The 21,429-nt window shown below is 59.4% G+C and carries 14 protein-coding genes; 10 read left to right on the top strand and 4 right to left on the bottom strand.

The genetic code is table 11. From position 1 onward, the window contains the following. The first annotated feature begins 771 nt into the window (after nucleotides 1-771). Nucleotides 772-1,884 (top strand): plasmid replication initiator TrfA, encoded by a 1,113-nt coding sequence (trfA, locus tag CEW83_RS07690; RefSeq protein WP_234419019.1) that lies wholly within the window; start codon nucleotides 772-774, stop codon nucleotides 1,882-1,884. 214 nt (nucleotides 1,885-2,098) lie between these two features. Then, nucleotides 2,099-2,593 (top strand): type I restriction-modification enzyme R subunit C-terminal domain-containing protein, encoded by a 495-nt coding sequence (locus CEW83_RS07685; protein WP_234419018.1) that lies wholly within the window; start codon nucleotides 2,099-2,101, stop codon nucleotides 2,591-2,593. 130 nt (nucleotides 2,594-2,723) lie between these two features. Here the strand turns inward: CEW83_RS07685 and CEW83_RS07680 are convergent, their stop codons facing one another. Then, a complete protein-coding gene (locus tag CEW83_RS07680; protein WP_159099413.1) occupies nucleotides 2,724-7,160 on the bottom strand; it encodes a hypothetical protein in 4,437 nt (1,478 codons plus the stop codon). Between the two features lie 144 nt (nucleotides 7,161-7,304). Next, the gene (locus CEW83_RS07675; protein ID WP_108948817.1) at nucleotides 7,305-8,216 is read right to left on the bottom strand and encodes a WYL domain-containing protein; all 912 of its coding nucleotides are present in this window, start codon (nucleotides 8,214-8,216) and stop codon (nucleotides 7,305-7,307) included. A gap of 109 nt (nucleotides 8,217-8,325) precedes the next feature. On the opposite strand from CEW83_RS07675, the gene CEW83_RS07670 reads away from it, so the two are divergent. The 4 genes from CEW83_RS07670 to CEW83_RS07655 are packed head-to-tail and all read left to right on the top strand — an operon-like array spanning nucleotide 8,326 to nucleotide 15,876. Further along, the gene (locus CEW83_RS07670; RefSeq protein ID WP_199915237.1) at nucleotides 8,326-9,807 is read left to right on the top strand and encodes a hypothetical protein; all 1,482 of its coding nucleotides are present in this window, start codon (nucleotides 8,326-8,328) and stop codon (nucleotides 9,805-9,807) included. Beyond that, nucleotides 9,804-10,538, top strand: coding sequence for a hypothetical protein (locus CEW83_RS07665; RefSeq protein WP_108948816.1), 735 nt, complete (start codon nucleotides 9,804-9,806; stop codon nucleotides 10,536-10,538). Before CEW83_RS07670 ends, CEW83_RS07665 begins: the two co-directional genes overlap by 4 nt. Nucleotides 10,539-10,540: 2 nt before the next feature. Beyond that, nucleotides 10,541-14,875: a hypothetical protein gene (locus CEW83_RS07660; RefSeq protein ID WP_108948815.1), complete on the top strand. Its 4,335-nt coding sequence runs from the start codon at nucleotides 10,541-10,543 to the stop codon at nucleotides 14,873-14,875. Next, nucleotides 14,872-15,876, top strand: coding sequence for a Wadjet anti-phage system protein JetD domain-containing protein (locus CEW83_RS07655; RefSeq protein ID WP_108948814.1), 1,005 nt, complete (start codon nucleotides 14,872-14,874; stop codon nucleotides 15,874-15,876). Before CEW83_RS07660 ends, CEW83_RS07655 begins: the two co-directional genes overlap by 4 nt. A gap of 77 nt (nucleotides 15,877-15,953) precedes the next feature. Here the strand turns inward: CEW83_RS07655 and CEW83_RS07650 are convergent, their stop codons facing one another. Beyond that, nucleotides 15,954-16,601, bottom strand: a complete 648-nt coding sequence (locus tag CEW83_RS07650) for a DUF6988 family protein (protein WP_108948813.1) — start codon at nucleotides 16,599-16,601, stop codon at nucleotides 15,954-15,956. A 469-nt stretch (nucleotides 16,602-17,070) separates the two neighbouring features. On the opposite strand from CEW83_RS07650, the gene CEW83_RS07645 reads away from it, so the two are divergent. Next, nucleotides 17,071-17,898, top strand: coding sequence for a hypothetical protein (locus tag CEW83_RS07645; RefSeq protein ID WP_199915236.1), 828 nt, complete (start codon nucleotides 17,071-17,073; stop codon nucleotides 17,896-17,898). A gap of 415 nt (nucleotides 17,899-18,313) precedes the next feature. Here the strand turns inward: CEW83_RS07645 and CEW83_RS21010 are convergent, their stop codons facing one another. After that, entirely contained in the window at nucleotides 18,314-18,451 is a 138-nt protein-coding gene (locus CEW83_RS21010) for a hypothetical protein (protein ID WP_159099412.1), read from the bottom strand. A gap of 171 nt (nucleotides 18,452-18,622) precedes the next feature. Here CEW83_RS21010 and CEW83_RS07640 point away from each other — a divergent pair, with 171 nt between their 5' ends. From CEW83_RS07640 to CEW83_RS07635, 3 genes are all read left to right on the top strand, one after another. Next, on the top strand, nucleotides 18,623-19,204 hold the full coding sequence (locus CEW83_RS07640) for a hypothetical protein (RefSeq protein ID WP_199915235.1): 582 nt from the start codon (nucleotides 18,623-18,625) through the stop codon (nucleotides 19,202-19,204). A gap of 18 nt (nucleotides 19,205-19,222) precedes the next feature. Continuing rightward, complete coding sequence (locus CEW83_RS21700; protein WP_332871105.1) at nucleotides 19,223-19,375, top strand: type I restriction-modification enzyme R subunit C-terminal domain-containing protein; 153 nt, start codon at nucleotides 19,223-19,225, stop codon at nucleotides 19,373-19,375. A gap of 280 nt (nucleotides 19,376-19,655) precedes the next feature. Continuing rightward, nucleotides 19,656-20,816, top strand: coding sequence for a Fic family protein (locus tag CEW83_RS07635; protein WP_108948811.1), 1,161 nt, complete (start codon nucleotides 19,656-19,658; stop codon nucleotides 20,814-20,816). Nucleotides 20,817-21,429 lie beyond the last annotated feature (613 nt).

Below are 21,429 nucleotides of genomic sequence, written 5' to 3'. Positions count from 1 at the left end.
GTAGCTGTGTCTAACTCTAGTCCATGTTTTATGGAAGAAAAGGTTTTCGCGTTTGAGCGCTGCATCTGGACGCATAGTCTGGTAACTACCCCCGGCTATTCAGTGCTCTCGAAGCGCACCATTTGTATCGAGTGAGTATCCACGGGACTGTTCTGTCATTGGCTGGGAATTGCGGAATTGTTGAGTTTGCGTAACGGTCCCGTGCGCCACGGTGGGCTCCCGGTGCGTCATGAGGTGCGCGCTGCGCACTATGTCGCACACTGGCTGGAAGTCGGAGAGCCATGCCGCGAGATTGGGATTGTTGGTTGTGGGGTGTCAGCTCACCGTGGGCGTAGCAGAGGGCGTGCGAAAGCGGCGCGTGGGTGGTTTGATTAAATGATTAGTGATTAGGCGTGTGGGTATCCGCCGAAATGTTCCGTCGTGTTGGTACATATTTTCTCTCTGGCGGCTGACAGCCGTGTTTCGAAGCCAAGTGAAATGTGGGGCCACGACAAGTAGTGCGTGTCTCGGGGCCAAGTAATCCGTGTATTAACGCCAAGTGGCGGTGGGCATGGACGCCGATTTAGGTTCGTTATGCATGGTCTGCGCGCTATACGTCCAAGTGGGTACTCGATTCCCCTTGGAGACGACAAATGCAAATAAATACTCAAAACACAAATGACCGGCACCGGGCGGGCTCAGTGCAGATGAAAATCTGGCTGCCTGAGGACCTGAAAAACGAGTTCACCTCGCTTTGCGCACTGCAGGGCGTCTGTGCGTCGGCGGTCCTTCGTGGATTTCTGGCTGCATACATTCAACGAGCTACGGACGCGCAGCATGGCAATACGACGAACCGCTGAGCAGGTTTCCGAGCTTCTGGCGCAAGCCTCGGGCGCGCGGCGGGCAGCGGAGTCAGCACAGGATGGCTGGACTCAAGACCTTGCTTGTGCGGCGGCGGCAACCGTCGAGTCTTCCGCGCGCAGTCAGCTACGCAAGATGAAGGCCGAGGAGGAGGCGGCGGTGCTAGTGCTTGCTGACAACGCCTCTGTGAGCGAGGTGCGCCAGGCCCGCCAGCGCCGGGCGATACGTCGCGGAGAGGACGTCTATCTGCCTTCGTGGCGGGAGGCGACCGTCGGTATCCCGAATTTGTTCTTGCGCTCGTCCCTGTTCGCGGCCGCTGGGGTGAGCGACAAACCGTTGATGGACCTGGAGATTGCATCGCAGGGCGACACGGCAGTGACACTCACAGGGCATCCGCTTGGTGATTACGACCGCCGCGTTTTTGCGGCCTGCCTGAACTACTATCGCGACGACCGCCCGCTTTGCCCTGGGGGTGACCTGCGTTGGGTGAAGGTGACGTTCTGGCAACTTTCACGTGACCTTAAGGTTAGCTACTGTGCCAATACCCACCGCGCAATTCGAGACAGCCTGATTCGACTTAACGCCGCACATCTGCGCGTACGGATGAGAAGGGTGGATATTCCGATGCCACGGCTGATTGATGTCGCGTTCGACGATGGTTACCGGGGGCGCGGGACGCCTGATGGGCAACTGAAGGGAAGTGACGTTATTTCATTTCGCGTGCTGGAGTCGATGGCGCGTCTTTTTGGTCCGGCGGACTGGAGTGCAGTCAGTGATGCTGCACTGCATAATTACTCAGGGCTACCGGCATGGCTGGCGGCCTACTACAGTTCTCACGCCAAGCCGTATCCGGTGAAAATCGATGACCTTTTTCGTTGGAGTGGCGCAGTTTGTGAGCTCCGGGAGTTTCGGCGGCGGCTGAAGCGTGCGCTTGCGCGGCTACAGTGCGAAGACGTGCCAGAGACTGTGCGTGTATCGGCGTTCGAGCTCACTGACTGCCATCTGACGGTAGCGCTTGCCAGGTGGCACTTGCCACGTCCATAGGCGGTGGCGCCGGAGGCAACTTCACCAACCGACTCGTTGAGGATGGAAGGCAGGCGCGTCGTATTCATGCGTACGGGTGCCGGCGCGCGCTGATACGCTCCGTACGCTCTCGTGCAGGTCTATCAATTTGGGGCACCGCTCCGTTAGGATAGATTCATTGCATCTGCATCAACAATCTTGATTGGCATAGACGCTGCGGATAGCAAGACTATCAGTGTATTTGCCTTTCAGCACTGCAGACTTCAACTGGCAGCAATACGATAAGGCCCGGCCGTTCCTGATGGCGCACGAGTCGCACGTTGCGCTTCAGAGACTGCGCCGCAACCAACCACTGACACCAACTGACCTGATTGAGCTTGAGAGAATGCTGCTGGAAGCCGGTGGCTCGCCCGAGCTTATTCAGGAAGCGAAAGAAAAGAGTCACGGACTCGGCATCTTCATCCGCTCCCTGGTCGGGCTTGACCGTGAAGCTGCGATGCAGGCCTTCAGCGAGTTCATCAGCGGCTCGACCGCCACGGCAAACCAGATTGAGTTCATCAATCTCGTGGTCGAGGAGCTTACGCAAAACGGCGTGATGGAGACGGACAGGTTATTTCAATCGCCATTTACCGACTTCAACGCGCAGGGCCCGCTTGGGATATTTCCGGCCGCGACCGTTTCACAGATTGTGCAGGTGTTGGAGGGGATTCGGGAGCGGGCTGTGGCCTAGCTGAATCGCATATGGAAGGTGGAGAGTCGATGAGCACCGACCAACAGCTCAGCAAATTGCTTCTTCTAGCTTTGTGATTGCGGGTGAGTGAATCATCTAGAGTGCTTCCGAACGCGAGGGCATCCTTCAACTATTTGGGGTTGCTGCCACTACGCTGCTGAGTGCCGCCTTTCCGGCCAGCTTTTTTCTTTACGCCCTCCTTCTCGCTTTGTCTGGCAGCGCGGAAGCTCTCCTTGGAGGTTGCATCGATGCCGATGACGCGGAGGTAGACTGAGCTGTCTTCAATTTCCTTTTCTCGCGCCTTCTTCTGCAATATGCGAAGCAGCTCGTCAAACCCAATCGTTTTTTTCCCTGTAACCCACTTACGTGGCTTCTGTAGCACCAGTACGAAGAAGCCAATCTTCGAGTTCGGCGCCATCATGTATTGGCCTTGCAGCTGCTTCTCCAGTGCCTCGACGTAGTCCGCAAGAGTCCACCGGACCGACATCTTGAGTTCGATAGTGGCCCGAAGCGACCCTATTTGACACAGGACGTCCCGGCGCGTCATTTCTGGGAGTATTGGTTCGAGGGTAACGACGTAGCGGCTGTTTGCGATGTGATTTAGCTCACTACCCAGCAGCGCTTGGAAGTCTTCCTCAAGCGCAAGGCCGTCGTTGTTGGTCTTGATGCGATTAAAGTTCAGAGAGTTAAAAAAGCGGCGAAGACTGAAGTCGCCCGTTTCAATTTGGCTTTTGACTGCTAGTAAGTCGGATTCCACGGCCATGGCAAACTCAATGTATTCAGATACTTTCGGGGCGAAACTCCTTTCGAACTCGGCGTACTCAGTCTGTGGAATCGGGTTTTTGGCGTACTGCTCCTCGCGCATCATGAACTGAATATGTCTCAGGTATTTCGCTCGGTAGCCGGAGGCGTTTTGCCTTAACTCACTTAGTACCTCATAGGCCCGTTCGGACTTGGCGTGCGAGATGGCGGGGATTATCGAGTTGCGCAGGCGCTCCGCGTGTTCACGCTGACCTATCGAGTAAACTCGGCCTGCTTCGTGCTGGATGTCGTCCTCCTCCCGGACCACCGAGTGCACCCAGACGTAGAGCATCTTCAGTGTGTCAAGACCAACACTCCCCTTTTCGGCGACCTGCTTAAGGTTTGCTTCGCGGTCTTCACCCACGTGTGCCGCCAGAGCAAACATGAACGCCTCCGCTGCCATCGGGTTTTTCGCCCGCCAAGCGTCCCAAAATTCACTAAAAGTCCCAGGATAGTTCCACAGCCAGAAGCTGCCCCAAACGACCGCGTTTGAACGCCTTTGCTTCAACTCGCGGCTCTGCTTCTCCGATTCTTGCAGTTCCTTGTGGGTCTCCGAATCCACGACTGCCCCATTAGCGTCGAGCACACGAGACTGGTCATCGAATGCCGACACCACGCGGCGGTATGCTTCCGTCTCGAATGTAGCCTGGTCAATGACATCATTGGTGGCAGCTGCAACCTTCAGGGCCGCTTCGGAGGTGTACTTGGAAAGCATGGGATTTCTCAGAATGTAATCCCATGCCGGGCGGGCGAGGCTTTGCTGGACGCCGATGGGTGATTCGTCGAGATGCCGAATCAGGGTCTCAGCCTTGTCCAGTGATAGCTGTCCGTTGCCCGCTCGCGCCAAGATAGTGCTTAGCTCCTGCGTTGACACCTCCGCGTGAGTGCGCACGAGGCTCCAAAACCACTTTGGGTAGCCGTTAATTTCGAACTGCGCGTATCGAATGGCTTTCCGAACTTCCTGTTCGCCGAGTGCCGGTAGCTGGGACCCATCGCCTAGGTCAAGATGCAACCCTTGCAAACCTGCGATTGTGATGTTGTAGGTTGAGTTGGGCTCGTTCTCGTTCCACTTCGGGTCCTTGCTTCGCCACAAGGTACTTAGACCTAGCCGAACAGCTTGCGCAATCTCGCTACCAGTCGCCTGCTCGAAGAGTGCGAAGTTACATTCGCCGCAACGTGCCTCCTGAATAGTTTGACTTAACCATCGGGCTACCCAAGCTAGAGCGCTCTCGTTGGAGGCATCTCGAAGCCCGTCGAGCATGCCGAGCAGGGCGGTCTGAGATTCCGCGTCTACTATGTGGTCCGGGTCACGCGGCTTTCGCGGCTTGCGTGGAGGCTCGTTCGATTGCCTCCTCCGCGTCTCAATTAGCTCAGTGAAACCTGGTTCGCCAACTTCCGTCTCGTCTCCGTCGACGAAATGGTAGATGCATTGATGCATGAAGAGCGCTTTGGCGATGTCGTCAGCCGTCTTGTCGGTTCGGTGTATTAGCCCCCGAAGGACCTCCAGGCGGACCTCGCTATTTGCTTGCAGCGCAGTTCGTAGCTTAGCCCTATCAGCGCTTCCGAGGTAGCGCTTGCTAACAGCGCGATTGAGCACTAGGCAAAACTTCGCAATGTGCGATGGCGTTTTGACGGCGCGCTCGATAACAAGCGCGAGCATGTCCATAACGAGTTCGACGAACCTCTCGTTTGCCCAATACTCTTCAGTCCTGCGGCCGTCAGCGACATCCGATTTCACGAGTCGCAGCAGCAACGAGCGAGTAAGTTTGTACAGGGCGTCATCTGTTGCATCGTGCGCCACACTGCGCGTGAGCACCCAATTAGTGGTGAATCCTCCCCGCCCCCTGCGAAACTGCGCAGCCGTAATTTCTGATATCGCCCGGGCATCCAAAGCCTTCCAGGCTAGTTCAGCTAGGAGTCTAGCCACACGGGACTCAGGTATCTCAGGTCTATCCCGCAGAGCTGCTCCCAAGGCGAGGAGGTCGTCCCTCCGGCCCAACGCTAAGATGTAGCCCATGTCGAGCTGGTCATCTAGTAGTTTTCCGTAGTCCCTGCCATGAGAATCAAGCACCGTATCGCGGAAAACATCTAGGCGTGCATGCCCGGCGATATTCAAGAGCGCATTCTTGGCGTGCCAATCGGCGCCGTACTTTTCGAACAGCGCCACGAGTATCGATTCAATGCCTGGTTTGGCCGCTTGCCAATAGTTTTCGGCCGTAAGCGTGTAGTACGAGCGCCCGAGCGAATCGCCTTCTTCGACGAGACGCTTGATGGTGCGCTCGAGTGCATCCGAAGCCTCGGTAAGCGGCAGATGGGGGTTTCTTAGGTCGCCGAAGAACGCAACTGCTTGAGGTTCGATGACTAGGAGTTCCCGACGGCAGTGCGTACAGAAGACTGCCAACCATCCGGCTAAAGCAAGCAGGGGACGGTAGACGCCGCACTCCCCTGTGGTTGAGCGCCAAGTGAAGTTGGCGAGCAACCGACGAGCATCTTCGGGAGACTTGACAAGGGAGGCAAGCCGCCGGGCAGCGAGAAAAGGTAAGAGTTCATCCGGGTATAGCTTGACCTGATGCTGTCCTGAGTCAATGAACAAGCGTGAGCCGAGTAGATATGCAAGGGAATGTTCCGACAGAAGCGAGGCTATGATGGGACGAGCGGAGAGCACGCCATCGCGATAGTGCAGTGCCTTGGATGAAATCTCGATGTTGAGGAGCTGACACACTGCTGAGGCGCTGGCTAGGCGCTCGATAGCTTTCTCGAGGCTGTCAGGTGGCGGGCTACCTACTCTGCACTCTCTGGGGTCGGTGCGCTGTTGTTCCTGAACAGCGTTAACCATCTTTTTAAAGACCTGAGTGAGGCACTGAGGCTGATTTCGAACCGGGTCGATATGGGCAAGTACTTCCAAGCTGCCAGGTCCTTCCGCAAGGCGGTCGAGTCCGTACTTCTCTGCAGCGTTCAGCGTCTCCTTGGCTTGATGCATACCACAATGATTTTCCAGGTAAACCGTTGCGGCAGCTTTGTCCAATGGTTTCAATGCAAAAACTTTGAGGCATTCTTTTGCAAGGGCCTTGTTCGCTGTCTTGCTGGCCGCGTCCGAAGATGCGACATCGCCTATTGCGGGGTCGCCAGCATCTGCTTCCGTTGACGTAGATGACGCCCGTTCTATTTCGATGCCATCTGCTGAAGCTGCGGCGACTTCTTCAAAAGCAGCACTGAACTCATCTTCATCGGATGAGTCTTCGCTCGCCCCTGTAAACAGGGTGGTGCGAAGCTCGGCTTGGAGTAGGGCTAGTACATCTTGTGTGAGTACGGCCGGCCGGGAGGCCAGGACCCACTTGACGTTCGTGGTCGGCCAATCGAGCGCCTTGCTCAGGCGCCGTAATGCTTTCCGAATGCCATCCTCCGTGCCGAGAGACGCTTCGTCCAAAGAGTCGACGAACACTGTTAATTCGCCACCGGATTGCGTCCAAGCAGCAAAAGCGTCGCGGTCCTCAATCTCTAATGCGTCCTCAAAATCGTCTTCCCCGAGGACATTATGTAGAGCAGCGTAAATGGCGAGCTGGCCGTGGGCGCGAACTGACTTGCTCTTAGCCTTGAGTTCCATGGTCTTGCCAAAGTTGGCTCGGCCTACAATGACAGAGAAGCGTCCTTCCAGCACCTTGTCCCAGGACAGGTACTTGCCCTGCATTTCAGGTGCGAACAGCTCTGAGGGAATGTACTTTGTCAGTAGGCCAAAACGGCGGTCAAGGTCAAGATATTCGTTCATGACATCAATCTTACCGACGACACGCACCCTCGTCATTAAAATGGCATGGGCATGGCCGCGCAATGCACACCATATGACTCCGGAGTGTGCACTGCCTTACAGGAGGGCGCGATGAGGAACTAAGCTCATTGGTGTGTTTTTGCTTCAGGAGAGGCGCGTTTGTTCAGCCAGGTAGCATGTGACTTCGTCCACGTTTTTCAGGATGATTTGCTGTGCCTGCGGCGTGACCGCTTGGCGTCCCTCAAACCCAAGGTGCTTGAGCAGGTAGAAAAGCAGCGCTTGGCGGCACTCAAGACGTGCCTCACCGCCCTCCATTCCGTAATCGAGCTCGACGACTTTGCGCTGTGCCGGTGGCAAGCCGGGGTGCGGTGCGATAACCAGAGTGACTGGGGTGTTCCAGGCGTGGTCATCTGAAGGGGAGACGCTTGATGCGGTTCCCGACCTGATGCTGAGTATCCGAGCAATCACGAAATCGCGGAAGGACTTTCGCATTTGGCAGAATGCCCGAATATGCCAGCGGTAGCCGTCAAAGCCCATTGCGTGAGGTGAAAGCGTTCTTGCCTGAGGCTTCTCGCTCGTAAGTGATTGATACTCCACGTAGACCGTCTCACGGTTCCTAATGGCGAACAGAAGTTTGCCCAGTGTCTCGGCAGAGATGACCCGCGTGGGGACGGGCGTTATCCCGACAGGCGGCACCCATCCGAGAAATATGCTGCCCTCCGATGATATGGCGGAGGCAGATACGAGCAGGTCGTTCAGGTATCGCTGTGGATTGTCGGTATGGAATAGCGGTGCGAACGGGGTGCTACACAGGTAGGTTCGCTCGCTAGAGTCGTATCGGATGTTGTTTGGGGCGAGCTCCGAGTATCTGGCGATGTCGAGCGATGCCTGGGGCACTGAGATGCCGAAGAACTCGATAAGGTCGGACCGATTGAGCCGACCGTCCCATTGCAAGCGGTATTCGATGAACTCAAGTCTGCGCTCCTGGCTCCAGCGCCTTGATGTGTGTGCGGTGCCGGATGGGATGCCGACGGCAGGGGGTGTGTGCTTGGTCATGGAGCAAGTCTATCGGTTGTATAAAAACTATACGAGTCTAGTTTTTATACCTACAATGCCAATGTGATTTGTTCGATAGTGTGTGCTCTCCCGGATTTCCACATTCGAAATGGACCAAGCTGCTGAACTGCCGCGCTTTGAAGACGCCGCCTCCGCTCGTGACTCCGTAGTGGAACTGCTCGACCTTACGAAGCAGCAACGGAATTTGCTCCTGCTGAGGCCGTTTTTTCAACTCGAACTCAGCAAACATAGTATCGGCACTGAATCGGCTGGTACTGCGCCGCTGTTCAAGGACCTCGATACGCATTATCTGGTGCTGACGGCACTGGACCAGATGATGGAAGGCACAACCATCCACATGGGCTGCACGCCAGCAGAGCTCATTGACGGGCTGATGGCGGTCGCGTCGGTCATGAAGCCCAGTCTCACCGCACCGCAGGCGCGCCGAGTGGCGGAAGCTATCCTCGATACCCTCGACAACAAGGCAAATGCTTATCGCGAGTTTGCCTTCGATTTCTTCGATGGGCCTGCCCGCCAGACGAGGACAATTCGATTCCGGCTCGTCAGTTACGAACCAGACCTCGAGGACGTTTACCGCTATCGCCCGACGGCCGAAGGCTATCTTGTGTATCTCGGCATGCTCGACCTTGCGCCTGAAGATGCACAGGAACTCATGGAGAAGATGCTCGACTTGTTGGTTAAGCGCGGGCGATTCGATGTGGCGCTTGAAATCGCAAAGCGGGCACGCACGCTCTCGCTTGAGTACCGGCAATTCATCCGCGACCGACTGACGCAGGCGTACCGTGCGCCTGGCTCGGTAAACTGGACGCGGGAGGTCGCAGGGAAGCTGATTGATGCGCGCGCCCACGTTGGTGCCCGCCAAGCTGAGGACCAGCGAATGACGGAGGCGGTCCGGGAGGCCTTGCAGTCTGCCGAGGACGCGAAGGCGCGACAGGACCTCTCCAAGCTGTTGAAAACCCTGCAGGGTGCCAGCGTGATTCGCGCGAATTTGGTGAGCGACATTACGGTCGCGCCAGACAGATTCCTGCTGGCGCAGCGCGCGCTCTTCCGCGCCCGCCGTCCGTCCGGTTTGCCGGACCTCGAAGCCCGTCTTCTGCCAGACCTGCTCAAGCTCGGCAGCGAGGTGCTGGCCGAGCACGCGGACCATGCCATCAGCGGGCTGTATCCGGCCAAGTGGCCCAAGGTCTACGGGCTGAACAGCGTTTTCGGTTTGCTCCTGGAGCGACGCGCGGAGGCCGTCGAGCCCGATGGTGAAGAGGGAGAAATCGAGCCCTTCGTACCGCCGCCCGAACAGTTCTCGCCGGCACTCATCAGCGAGGTGCAGGCCTGGGTGACCCGCAAGTTCGCGGAAGCGGGCACCTGCAGTCTCGACGCGCTACTGGCCATGGCCGAGACGGAAGGTCTTGACCGTGCCATGCAGCGCTGTCTCGTGCTCATGCTGTTTCGCAGCTACTCGCAGGCGGAAACGCTCTTTCCCTCCATGCGTGCTGAAGCCGACGGACGCTTCGAGCGCGATGTCGCGCAAGGCTCGAACCTGCGCTTCTCCCCACTCGACGGGACCTCGTCATGACAGCTTCAACCAGCACAGCGCGTAACGCCGCGCGCCTCGTCTATAAGGCCATCCAGCCTGCGCTCTCGCCGGTCAACGACCCGCACTACCGCGAGCTGCTCGACCTTTTTCGCGCGGAACCGAGCTTCGCTGCCATGGTAGAGGAGGTCGCCGACGGGCTCGAACTGTCGGTACTCGACTTCAGCGAGCGCGGTCTGGTCGTCGTGCCGGCCTCGCGCGAGAGCAAATTCGCCATGCGCATCGCCGACCTGCGTGCCAACCTCAAGCCCGACCAGAAGGCCGGACTCGTGCTCGCCCACGTGGCCATCGCGGCGGTGTTCTACCCGACCACGAGCGGATTGGAGGACGACAGCTTCGTGCCGCCGCCGGCGAGCCTCGCGCAGTTTCGCGACACCTTGCTGGCGCTGGCGCGACGCCTGAAAGACGGTGCCGAGGAGGCTGACCTCAAGGACGTCCCGGTCGAGCTCGCCCCGGGCTGGGAGCTCGTCTGTTCGATGCCCTTGATGCTGCCCGGCGCCCAGCGGGCGTCGCCCGCCTCGGTTACGGGTCTCATCGGCCTTGCGCTTTTGCACATGGTGGCCGGCGGCCTGGTGCGCGTCGACCGGGAGGCCGCCGACGATACGCAAGTGACGTACACCCCCACCCACCGCCTGCAGGTGCAGCTACGTGAGCTCACCTTGCGGCGCCTTTTCGAAATCGCCCAGACGGGCGCCACCGCAGGACGGGCCTAATCATGCAAAAGATTTCGCGCATCTACGTTGGCGGCTACGGCGTCGATATGGCGTGGTACGACGGAGTGACCTTTGACCTGACCGACCCCGCGACGGGGGAGCCCACCGACACCATCCTGAACCTCGAAAACGGTGGCGGGAAAACGACCCTGTTGAGTTTCGTGTTCTCGTGCTTCGACACCCCGTTAGAGCGCTTCCTCAAGCACATCCAGAATAAGAACCATCGTTTTACCCAGTATTTCGCGCGCGACGGCCAGCCCGGCATCGTCCTCATCGAGTGGGTGATGCCGCCGCGCACGGCGGGCGGCCAGCCCTACCGGCTGGTCCTCGGGCAGGCGGTCGCCGTGAAGGCGAGTGCCGAGCGCGATGAAGTCGAGCGCGTTTTTTTCAGCTTCGAGGCCAACAGCAGCTTGACCTTCGAATCGGTGCCTGCGCCGAAGCTCAACTGGGCGCCGGTGAGCAGCATGCTCGAATTCTCGCGCTGGATTCACGACGCACACAAGCACTCGCCGGATTTCTTCCAGACCCGGGTACAACACGACTGGCAGAAGCATTTGCGCGAGGAGCGCCTCATCGACGTCGACATGCTGAAGCTACAGGTGAATTTCTCCGCACAGGAAGGGGGCATCGACACCGGGTTCCTGACCTTCAACTCGGAGCCCGAATTCATCCGTAAATTCTTCGGCCTGACCCTCGACGAGGGGCTGGCGGCGTCCGTACGCCAAAGCGTGGTCGATGTCTGCGACAAGCTTCGGCGCAAGCCTCATCTGCAAAAATGCCTGACCGAGCTCACCCGGCTGCGCACGTCGCTGCTCACCTTTAACGATGCTGCAGCCGCCTATACCGTCGCCCACAGCGCTCAGGACACGGTGCTGCGCCGTGGGGCGGGGCTTGTGCGCGGCCTTGACGTCATGGCGCACGAGTTGCGGGAAGCTGAACGTGACGCGACCGCCAAGCAGGAGTCCCAGACCGTCCTGGCCAAGGAGAAGGAGAACCTGTCGAAGCAGCATGCCGGCGAGGCTACGACGCTGAGGCTGCTGCAGCTCACGCGCGCCCTGGAAGCCGCCACGGCGCGAAAGGAGTCGGCCCAAGGGAGCGTCGAGACCGCGCGGCTCACCCAGCTCTGCGTGAAGGCGGCCAAGGCGCGCGTTGAAATTGCCGCCTGCGAGACGCGCTTGACTGAACTGGAGGCGAGCGCCGCCGCGGCGCGCGAAGCGCTTGAACCCTGGCGGGACAAGGCAGAAACGCAAGGGGCGCTGCTGCGCCACGCGCTCCATAACGCCGAGCAGGCGCTGCGCGCCCAAGCGAGCGCAGCGGGCAATGAAGAGACCCAGGCGGGTGAGCGTCTCGGCACGCTCACGCAAGACCTGCGTAAGCTCGAGTCCGCCGTGCGTACGCTCGAGGCGGAGAAGGCGAGGCTAAAGGCGGACGAAGACAATTATCTCGCTGCGCTCGCTCAACTCATCGACGAAGGCGTGCTCAACGAGGGTGAGCCGACGTCGGCGGCCCTGTCGCGCTACGCTGAGCTCGCCACTAAGAAGCGCAGCGAGGAGCAGCAGCGCCGTGACCAGGCCGCGACGCTGCGGGAGCAGGAGCGCGATGCGCGCCGACGTGCTCAAGAAGCCGCGCTCGATGCCGCCAAGGCCGCAAACAGCATTGCTCAGCGCGAGACGTTCGTGGCCGAGGGCGAAGCCGAGCGCGAGAAGCTCTCGCAGCTGCCGATTCTGCGGCTGGTGGCCGAGGCCGACACGGCGGACCCCGATTCGCCGGCCTTGTTGCCCGCCCTGGAGCGACGCACGCTGGCCGAAGAGCGGGCCGTGGCGCAACACGCGGTGCAGCTTTCGACGCTTCAAGCAAGCCATAGCGCCATTATGGAGACCGGGGTTGCGGGCGGCTCGCGCGACGTCAATGAGGTCGTGTCGAGCCTTCGCGCACTGGGCGTTAAATCGGCCAAGCCTTTCAATACCTACCTCGCGCGAGCCATCCCCGACGCCGCGGCGGCCCGCGCTCTGGTCCTGAGCAACCCGGCGCGCTTCCTGGGGGTGTCGGTTGCGTCCAGCGAGCTCACGCGGGCCCGCGAACTCGTCGGACAGGCGTTGCAGCTCGATGCCCCAGTCGTGGTATCGGTGGCCGCGTTGGAGGCCGAGGTCGGGAGCGAGGACCGCTTCGTGCTGCCCGCCGCCGATGACGCCGCGTTCAACGAGGAGGCCGCTCAGGTCCTGCTCCAGCAACTCGATGCCAGGCTTGCCATCGCGGAAGGGCAGCGTGACGCTCACGCATTGCGCCACAAGGAGGCGGTGACCGCCCAGGAGCAGTTGCTCGCGTACGCCAAGCGCTTTAGTGGTGGTGCGCTCGCTCGTGCTCGGGCAGAGATTGAGCGCTTGCGTGCCGAGTCGACGGCCGCGTTGGCGCGGGCGCAGATGTCCGAAGAACAGGCCGATGAATATCGCGAGCTCGCCGACGCGGCGAGCCAGGCTGCGGCCGAGTGTGGTTATGCGGCGCAGACCGCCGAAATGCACCGGGCCGCAGTGCGCCGATTCAGTGAGGGGCACGACGTTGCCCGACCGACGCGGCTTGCTCGCCTGCAGGCCATTTCCATTGAGCGCGCCGAGCAGGATGCACTTGAGACCCAGCTCGAAGCCGAGCGGGGCAACGTCGCTCTGGCCAAGGAGACTGCTTTCAAGCGCAAGTTCGCACTCGAAGGCCAGGCGGCTGAGCGGCTCAAGGAGCAGCAGGAGGTCATGTACGGGCGAGAGGGCTTCCCGGCCGAAGAACGATTGCGAGCGCAGCCGCAATCGCTGGATGTGCTGCGCACGCTCTATGCCGACGCGGAGCGGACCTACTCGACCGAGGCCAGCCAGCGGCTGGGACTTCTTAGTTTGCAGGAGGAGCAGGCGCGCAAGGGGCTCACCGAACGGCAGCAGGCCTTTGCGGCGGAGTTCGCCGGGATGCGCCCAGAGGACTACGAGGTCTACCTTGATACGACGGATTTCGCCGCTCGCCTGCGACAGTGTGCCGACACGCTCACCCAAGCCGGACATGCGCTGAGAGATGCGGACCGCGACGAAACGGAGGCTGCGACGGAACGCAAGGTGTTCCGGAAGGACAACCCCCAGGTCGAGCCGGCCACGCCTGAAATGCTGGCCCTCGATGACGCGTCGCTCGAGGAAACGTTGTCCCGCACCCGCGTGGCGCAGCAAGAGGCGACTGCCGCCGCAAAGGCCGCGCTCTCCGAGAGTGACCGCCACAAGCAGGCCGCTCGCGAAGCTGGAGAGACGGCCCGCAGCGCCGAGCAGTCGGCGGGGAGCTTGGGCGCGTCGTTGGGATTGCCGGACCTGCTCGATGCAGCAGTGGAAACGCCGGACAGCGCGTTCGTGGAACAGGCTACGGCGCTCATCGCCGAGTTCAATCTCAAGCGCAAGGAATCGGAGGGCGCGCGCTCGGCCGCCATCAAGGCCTTCGACCGTCTCAGGGGCGAGGCAGCCATGCCTGCGCTGCAGGAGGTGGAGCCCGACATTGCCAGCCAGCTCCTGCGCAACGAGTTCGAAGCGGCTTGTGCCGACAGCGCGCGGCTGCTCGATGGCCTCGACGACCGCATTGGCACGACCGAGGCGAGCCTCGCTGGCATGCGTGAGGACTTCGAGGCGTGTCTGGGCGAACTGCACAACCTCACCAGCAGCGCCATCGCGCTGCTCAACTCCGCCTGCAACAACAAGCGCGTGCCGCCCGGCGCGCCGTACGTGGGCGGCAAATCCATCCTGAAGATGCGGGCACGCTTCCACGAGCTGGGACACGACGTGCGCCGGCAGCAGCTTGGCAACTACCTCGACGACCTGATTGAATCGAAGACCGTGCCGGCCAAAGGCGCGGAACTCGTCGCGGACGCCTTGCTGCGCATCTACGGCAAGCCGCTCGGGCTGCAGATGCTCAAGATGGTACCCGATGAGGCGCTGCAGTACGTCGCCGTGGACAAGATTCAGAACTCGGGCGGTGAGGGCGTCGTGATGGCGATGTTCCTCTACATGCTCATCAACCAGCTGCGCGCCGAGACCCAGGCGAAGCTCAAGAAGGCGGGCGGAGGGCCGCTCATCCTGGATAACCCCTTTGCCAAGGCGACCACTCCGACCCTGTGGCAAGCGCAGCGGTTGCTCGCGCAAGCGATGGACGTGCAGCTCATCTTCGCCACCGCACTGCCCGACTACAACACCGTAGGCGAGTTCGGCCGCTTCGTGCGTCTGCGCAAGGCCGGGAAGAACACGAAGACCGGCCGCTGGCATCTCGAAGCCGTCGACTTCAAGCTCAACGAGCAGCGTTCGGCAGCGGAGGTGGCGGCATGAGCGATGCGTTCCTCGAGGCGCTTCGAACCGGGTCCCGAAAGCGCGTGGCGCTCGAGGATGTCCGTCGGGCATTCTTCGCCGCGCATCCGGAAGTCCTCACCAATCCTGGCCGTAATGCGCTTTTGCTCGAGCGCCTGCACGCCCTCGAGGAGGCCGGTGCGCTCGCACTGCCTGCGCCCGGAAGCTGGGAGAAGGTCGGCAACCCGCCTCTGCCGACTTGGGTACAGGTCAAGCGCACCCCGGCTCTGGCGCCGGTGGTCGACTACGCTACGGTGCCGTGGGTCCCGGAGCTCGGGTTCTGGCCGGAATTGAAGCCGCCCCCGTTGGAGGCCGCCCGGGCCATCAACGACTTTCTGCTGCGCCGGCGCACCACGCTCAAGATGGTGCCCATCAAGGAGCGCTCGCTCGAAATCTTCGGCGATGAGAAGCGCCTCGATGCGTTACGTGCTAGTGGCGGCAATAGTCTTTTTGGCGGTCGGCTCCCCCTGTCGGCCTTGGGCGCCTTCGTGGTGCCGTCCCCCTTGCCCTACCGCATGGCCGATGCCGCTGGTCAGCCTGTGCTCGTTGTCGAAAACCACAACAGCTTCTGGAGCTTCGGCGAGTGGAACCAGCAGGCGAGGCGCTATGCCGCCGTGGTCTACGGTTCGGGTAAGGCTTTCCAAGGCAGCGGTGACGCGCTTGAACAGGTGTTGCACGAGGTTACTGGTGTGGGTGCTCTTTACTTGGGGGACCTCGACCCTGCAGGGGTCCGCATTCCGCTCGAGTTTAACCGGGCACGTGCAGGTGGGCGTGAAAAAGTGGCTCCGGCTACAGAACTCTATGCCTGGCTCCTCGCTAATGGTCGGCAGAGGTCTTTGGATGTGCCGAGTAACGGGATTGAATCGTTAGCGGTCGACTGGCTCGGTGCTGAGCTTGGAGGTGAATTATTCAAGCTGTGGCGGGCTGGGTGCTGGATTCCCCAAGAGTCTCTCGGTTTCGAACGGCTGTCAGGGGAAGATTAACGCGAGTCGAAACCGGAGCCGAAGCAGCCTGCACATGCTCCGGTCAGCTCGCATTTCACACCTCCGGGCTTCTTGGGTTATGCGGGTGAGTGCACGATAGGTAAGACATCTTTATACGTTTCGTGTATCTGGCGAACGGGTTCCATGTTGGCTGGTTGCCCCGTCAAAACCGACTGGAGTTGGGCTGTCAATGCGACCACCGCGTTCGAATTGCGGACAACGTCGTAAATGAGTTGTGGTGGATAGCCCGTCAATGTTCTTGATATCGGATGGAGGCCGCCGTGGGTGTAGCTATTCATTGCCTTCCAGGCAACCTCTTTGTATTCGCGAAGCTGGGCCACGATTCCCGCAGGCGCGGAGGGCGCTGCCTCAAGCTCTTTAAGCATGTCTGCCAACCCCAAGCCTTCGTTAGCTCGCTTGGCGCTTTCCAAGGACAGCGGTTCGGAGAGTTTATTCACCCATAGGTCGCTTGCCGCGTGCAGGAGCCACACGCCCCTTACGAGGCTTTCGTACTGCGGACGCGCAAGCGCGATTGCTGACGGGCAAAGACCATGTTGGAAAAGCATAAAGGCGCTGAGGGCGTGTTCCAGCGATAAAAGGCCTGACTGGAATGCGGTTAGGAAGCGTGGTTCTGGCACCGGCAGAAGTTCGCCGACGTGCTGATGAACGGCCTCATGGAACTCGGCGGTCCGGTCGAGGAGGTGATTAAGCGCTTTTTCGGTCATTGAATGATTCAGAAAACGATGGGGTAACCAACCAAGGATATGCTGGAAGAGTTCTCTACATTCTGCCAGCGTTAGCTTTGATAGTTGTTTGTTTCGGAGGCCTGCGATGGTGAGCGCCGAGAAATCGGTTGACCGAGAAGCGCTTTATAACGAGGTTTGGACTGAGCCAGTGTCCATTGTGGCCCCTCGATATGGGCTATCTGATGTCGGTTTGGCGAAAGTTTGTCGGTCTTTGGCTATCCCGCTGCCGAGCAGGGGGTATTGGGCTAAAGTAAAAGCGGGAAAGGTCATGCGCCGCGCTCCGCTTCCTCCTGTCAAACAGTCTGGCCCGGTTGGTACGGGTTTGGTCAAGCTACCTCCAGAAGATGTGGCTGTCCGTGAGGCAGCACGGAAGACTGCGGCGCGGGTGCGTAAGGCAGTCTTGCCAAGTCCTCCGCCCGAAGAAGGTGGCCTACCGCATCCGCTCGTCGTGGCTGCATCGAAACGGCTGCGTCGGCGTGACGGTTGGCCCGAAGGTACGCTGCTTCGCTCGGCTCCGAAGGAAGTGCTCAACCTCTCCGTGACCAAGGACGCACTCGACCGGGCGCTTGCGCTTGCCGACGCGCTCATCAAGGCTCTGACCAAGGAAGGCTTCGCCTTTGAGATTGACGCTGAAAAGGGTGGTACTTGGGTGAAGTGGCTGGAAACAGGTACAAAGATGACGGTCGTCATCACTGAGCACATCAAACGCAGCGCACATGTGATTACGCCCGCGGAGGAACGTGCCCGGAAACGGTATTGGGACCGTTCGCGATGGGACCACTCTGCAAGCTATCCAAGCATCGCCCAGTATGACTACACACCGACCGGCACCTTGACCATAGAGGTTGGGCGCTGGCCATCCCGTAAGTGGAACGACACACCGAGAACGCAGCTTGAACGGCGACTCGGGGAGGTCGTCGGAGGTGTCATGGTTCTGGCGAGAGATATCCATGCCAAGGAACAAGAGGAGGCCCGCCGTAAGGAGGCATACCGCATCGCCGTGGCGCGTTATGAGTTCCTCACGACCCGCCGTGCCTCCGAGCTTGCTCGCTTCAAGGAGCTTGAAGCTGATGCGACGAACTGGGAACGGGCGGTGCGGCTTCGCGCCTTTGCTGATGCGAGGGAGAAGCAGCTCCGTGCCGAAGGTGTGCTTTCAGCTGACGAGGCTGACTGGCTTGCGTGGGCTCGGACAAAGGCGGATTGGCTGGACCCATTGGTGCTGGTTTCCGACCTAATCCTGGATGCGCCAGAGCCCAAGCGACCCGGCTACTGGTAAAGCATCAGTATCAGTGCGAAAAAGTGCGGTGATTCAAGGTGGATTTTTTTGGCCACGAATTGCTTTATTTCGGACCTTTTGGCCAAGATATGCTTTTCGTGGGTCGGGCGAAGCGCGCTAAAGGACAAAAAATGTTGTGTTTGGGGCCTGCTGAGCCCGACGTTTCAGGGTCGTCTGGCCAAGTTATGCTTTATTCCCGGCCACTTAATGCTTAACGGCACAGATGTGTGTGCCGTTAAGCATAAAGTGGCCACCAGGCCAATTTATGCTTTATTTCACGATTGGCCATATTTTGGTTTATCGGGTGCGGCATAGTAATCTGACGGGTTTGCTTCCGCGGTCTGTGACCGCGGCCGCAGCGAGAGTAAAAAAACGGGACCTCGCGGTCCCGTGTTGTTTTCTAGGTGAAGTTGGGTCAGCTGCGACGGCTGTCCATTACGGTGGCGATGTGGCGGAAGATGCTGGGCACTGACTGCGCCTCTGTATCGAGTCGATACCAGATGTCCCGCGCGCTCATTCCCTCGTAGCCTGCTGCCAGGCGCTCGTCGAGCACCTCCCCAATCTGTGATTGCAGGCGAGTCTGCCGTTGCTCGCCGCGGGCGGCGCGATGCCGGAGGTAGCGGTCGGCAATGGCACGGGCTTCTGCATTTGCCTGTGGGTATCCAACAATAATGGGCCCGATTGATGAAGCATTGGCCGGGGAGAACTCAGGACAGCGGCGCTTTTGTTCGACCTCCTCATCATCGATGAGGCACTCCGGTCCGTTTATCAGAAGTACCGAGCCATCTTCGACTACTTAGACTCGCTCTTAGTCGGGCTGACGGCCATGCGGTTGGACAACTTCGTTGTTCGACCACCGCGCCAGTACGTGGGGAAATCCGCAAAGGAAGATGCGTGGCACACGCTCGGCCCCGAAGACTTCCATGAGCTGAGCACAAAGGTGGCGGGATTACCCACCGAACTGCCTGATGAGGATGAAGAGGCCAAGCGCTTCAACATGCTGGTGCTGCGGACCCAGCTTGCCATCTTGCTGGCCAAACCTGACTTCGTGGGTTTGAAAGAGAAGATACAGACCATCGCGAGCGCGCTGAAAGAGCAAAGTGCCATTCCCGCCATCAGGGCCGAGATGGTGCTGATTCAGGCAGTCGCTTCAGAAGACTGGTGGGAGGGCGTCACATCGATGCTCGCGACCGTTCGTCGGCGACTCCGCGCACTGATAAAGCTCATTCCAAAAGGCCTGAAGAACATCGTCTACAGTAACTTCGAGGACGAGATCGGAGATCTGACGCCTGTTGAGCTACCGTAAGTAACAGCAGGTTTGAATATGGCGAAGTTCAAGGATAAGGCCCGGCAGTTCCTGAGGGCGCACGAGTCGCACGTTGCGCTTCAGAGACTGCGTCGCAACCAGCCACCGACACCAACTGACCTGATTGAGCTTGAGAGAATGCTGCTGGAAGCCGGTCACAGGCTTCGGTGAGCGGCTCGCTAAGTTACGCCACCCAACTGTTCGTCGCTGCGTACATTAGCCAGACATCTCGTAGGTGTACTTCAAGCTGGGGGCGCATCAGTGCGCGTGACCAGATGCCAGCGATCAGAGTTCCAGAAGACGGGTGAGCTATTTTAAAGATATCTTGCGACTTTGATGCTTAGAAGTTAAAGGTAAACAACGGCTTGGGTTCAGGGTTTTTAGATGTTGTGGAAGGGGTTTTCAGATAATCTGTCACACTGTTCCAGTTACACAAATCCGGTACCCAGCAATGCCCAGCTTTAACCATCATGACCTTCGCCTGCTGAACCCGGCTTTCGACTCCCCGCTGGTCGACGTAGTGACCGAACTGGAGCATCTACGTCGTCTCCGACTCGAGGGTAGCACCCCGGCGCCGGTTTTCTTCCAGCTCAAGCACATCTTCCATATGCTGGAGAGCCTCGGGTCGGCACGCATCGAAGGTAACCACACGACGCTCGCCGACTACGTAGAAAGCCGGCTCGAGGCGCAACCTGCCGCCCTCGATGACCATTTGCGTGAGATGGCCAACATCGAAGAGGCTATGGCCTACATCGAAGAGCACTTCGAGCCGGGCCAGGATGTGAGCGAACACTTCGTACGTGAGCTCCATGCCATGGCGGTGGAGCAGTTGGAACGGGAGGGCGATGCTACGCCGGGCGCGTATCGGCAAGGACCGGTCAAGATTTCGAGGTCGGAACACCTCCCGCCAGAGGCGGTCATGGTGTCGCAGTACATGAGCGAGTTGGTCTCGTTCATCAACCGAGCCGATGCCGCCAAGTACGACCTCATCAAGGTGGCGCTGGCTCACCACCGCTTTGCATGGATTCACCCCTTCGGCAATGGTAACGGCCGTGTCGTGCGGCTCCTGACCTACACCCTGCTTATCAAATACGGCTTCAACGTAAAGGCCGGGGGGCGGGTGCTGAATCCGACCGCGGTGTTCTGCAATGACCGGGACCGCTACTACGCCATGCTTGGTCGGGCTGATACCGGTGCGGCGGAGGGCTTGGAGGCATGGTGTGTCTATGTATTGGAAGGGATGCTGGACGAACTGCGCAAGGTCGACCGCCTGACCGACCGGAACTATCTTGTCGACAGCATCTTGACTCCCGCGCTCCATTACGCGCGCGACCGTGAGCTGGTCACCCAGTTGGAGGAGCAGGTGTTGCTGGTGACAGCGCGCGCAGGGATGGTCAAGGCGAGCGACCTTAAGGAGGTGATGCCGGGCATGAATGAAACCCAGCGCACCTATCAAATCCGAAAGCTGGTGGAACGGCGGATGTTGGCCCCCATTCGCGACGGAGCACGGCAGTACACTGTAGGCTTCAGCAACAGTTTCCTGATACGTGGGGTCATCCGCGCCTTGTCCGCCGAGGGTTTCATTCCGGAGACTTTGAATCGACCGAAATAGGCGGAACAAGTCGAGGAGATTGAACGCCTCTAGCAACCTTGCGGCACTACAAGCGCGACTTGAGTCTGGCCCGCTCTACGGATTGCTGTATCGGTTTGGTATATTTTCGGCACCAAGCGAACTAGAGATGCTAGATATTGCAATTACGACCTATTGAGGAATAGGAGGTCTGCCGTAAGTTGGCATGCTGCGTCACAGCGATGGTCAATAGTCCCTCACGACCTGCAGTGCTGGTTAGGTCGCTCCTTTCAAGGAGCTTGAGGCTGATGCTATTAGCCGAGGGCAAGAAGCAAGCCTTCGCGGCTTTGCTGCTGCGAAGGAAAGGCGGCTTTACGCCGAAGGTGTGCTTTCAGCTGACGAGGCTGACTGGCTTGCGTGGGCTCGGACAAAGGCGGATTGGCTGGACCTATTGGTGCTGGTTTCCGACCTAATCCTGGATGCGCCAGAGCCCAAGCGACCCGGCTACTGGTAAAGCATCAGTATCAGTGCGAAAAAGTGCGGTGATTCAAGGTAGATTTTTTTCGCCACGAATTGCTTTATTTCGGATTTTTTGGCCAAGATATGCTTTTCGTGGGTCGGGCGAAGCGCGCTAAAGGATAAAATATGTTGTGTT

This window comes from Parazoarcus communis (genome assembly GCF_003111645.1).
GTDB lineage: Bacteria > Pseudomonadota > Gammaproteobacteria > Burkholderiales > Rhodocyclaceae > Parazoarcus > Parazoarcus communis_A.
Note: the sequence above shows the minus strand (reverse complement) of the source record. Positions and strands in the feature narration are given on the sequence as shown.

Bases quoted from the DNA above. Each gene is read 5' to 3' on its own strand.
- CEW83_RS07680 (WP_159099413.1), bottom strand. From the start codon at position 7,160: ATGAACGAATATCTTGACCTTGACCGCCGTTTTGGCCTACTGACAAAG.
- CEW83_RS07675 (WP_108948817.1), bottom strand. From the start codon at position 8,216: ATGACCAAGCACACACCCCCTGCCGTCGGCATCCCATCCGGCACCGCA.
- CEW83_RS07670 (WP_199915237.1), top strand. From the start codon at position 8,326: ATGGACCAAGCTGCTGAACTGCCGCGCTTTGAAGACGCCGCCTCCGCT.
- CEW83_RS07665 (WP_108948816.1), top strand. From the start codon at position 9,804: ATGACAGCTTCAACCAGCACAGCGCGTAACGCCGCGCGCCTCGTCTAT.
- CEW83_RS07660 (WP_108948815.1), top strand. From the start codon at position 10,541: ATGCAAAAGATTTCGCGCATCTACGTTGGCGGCTACGGCGTCGATATG.
- CEW83_RS07655 (WP_108948814.1), top strand. From the start codon at position 14,872: ATGAGCGATGCGTTCCTCGAGGCGCTTCGAACCGGGTCCCGAAAGCGC.
- CEW83_RS07650 (WP_108948813.1), bottom strand. From the start codon at position 16,601: ATGACCGAAAAAGCGCTTAATCACCTCCTCGACCGGACCGCCGAGTTC.
- CEW83_RS21700 (WP_332871105.1), top strand. From the start codon at position 19,223: ATGGCGAAGTTCAAGGATAAGGCCCGGCAGTTCCTGAGGGCGCACGAG.
- CEW83_RS07635 (WP_108948811.1), top strand. From the start codon at position 19,656: ATGCCCAGCTTTAACCATCATGACCTTCGCCTGCTGAACCCGGCTTTC.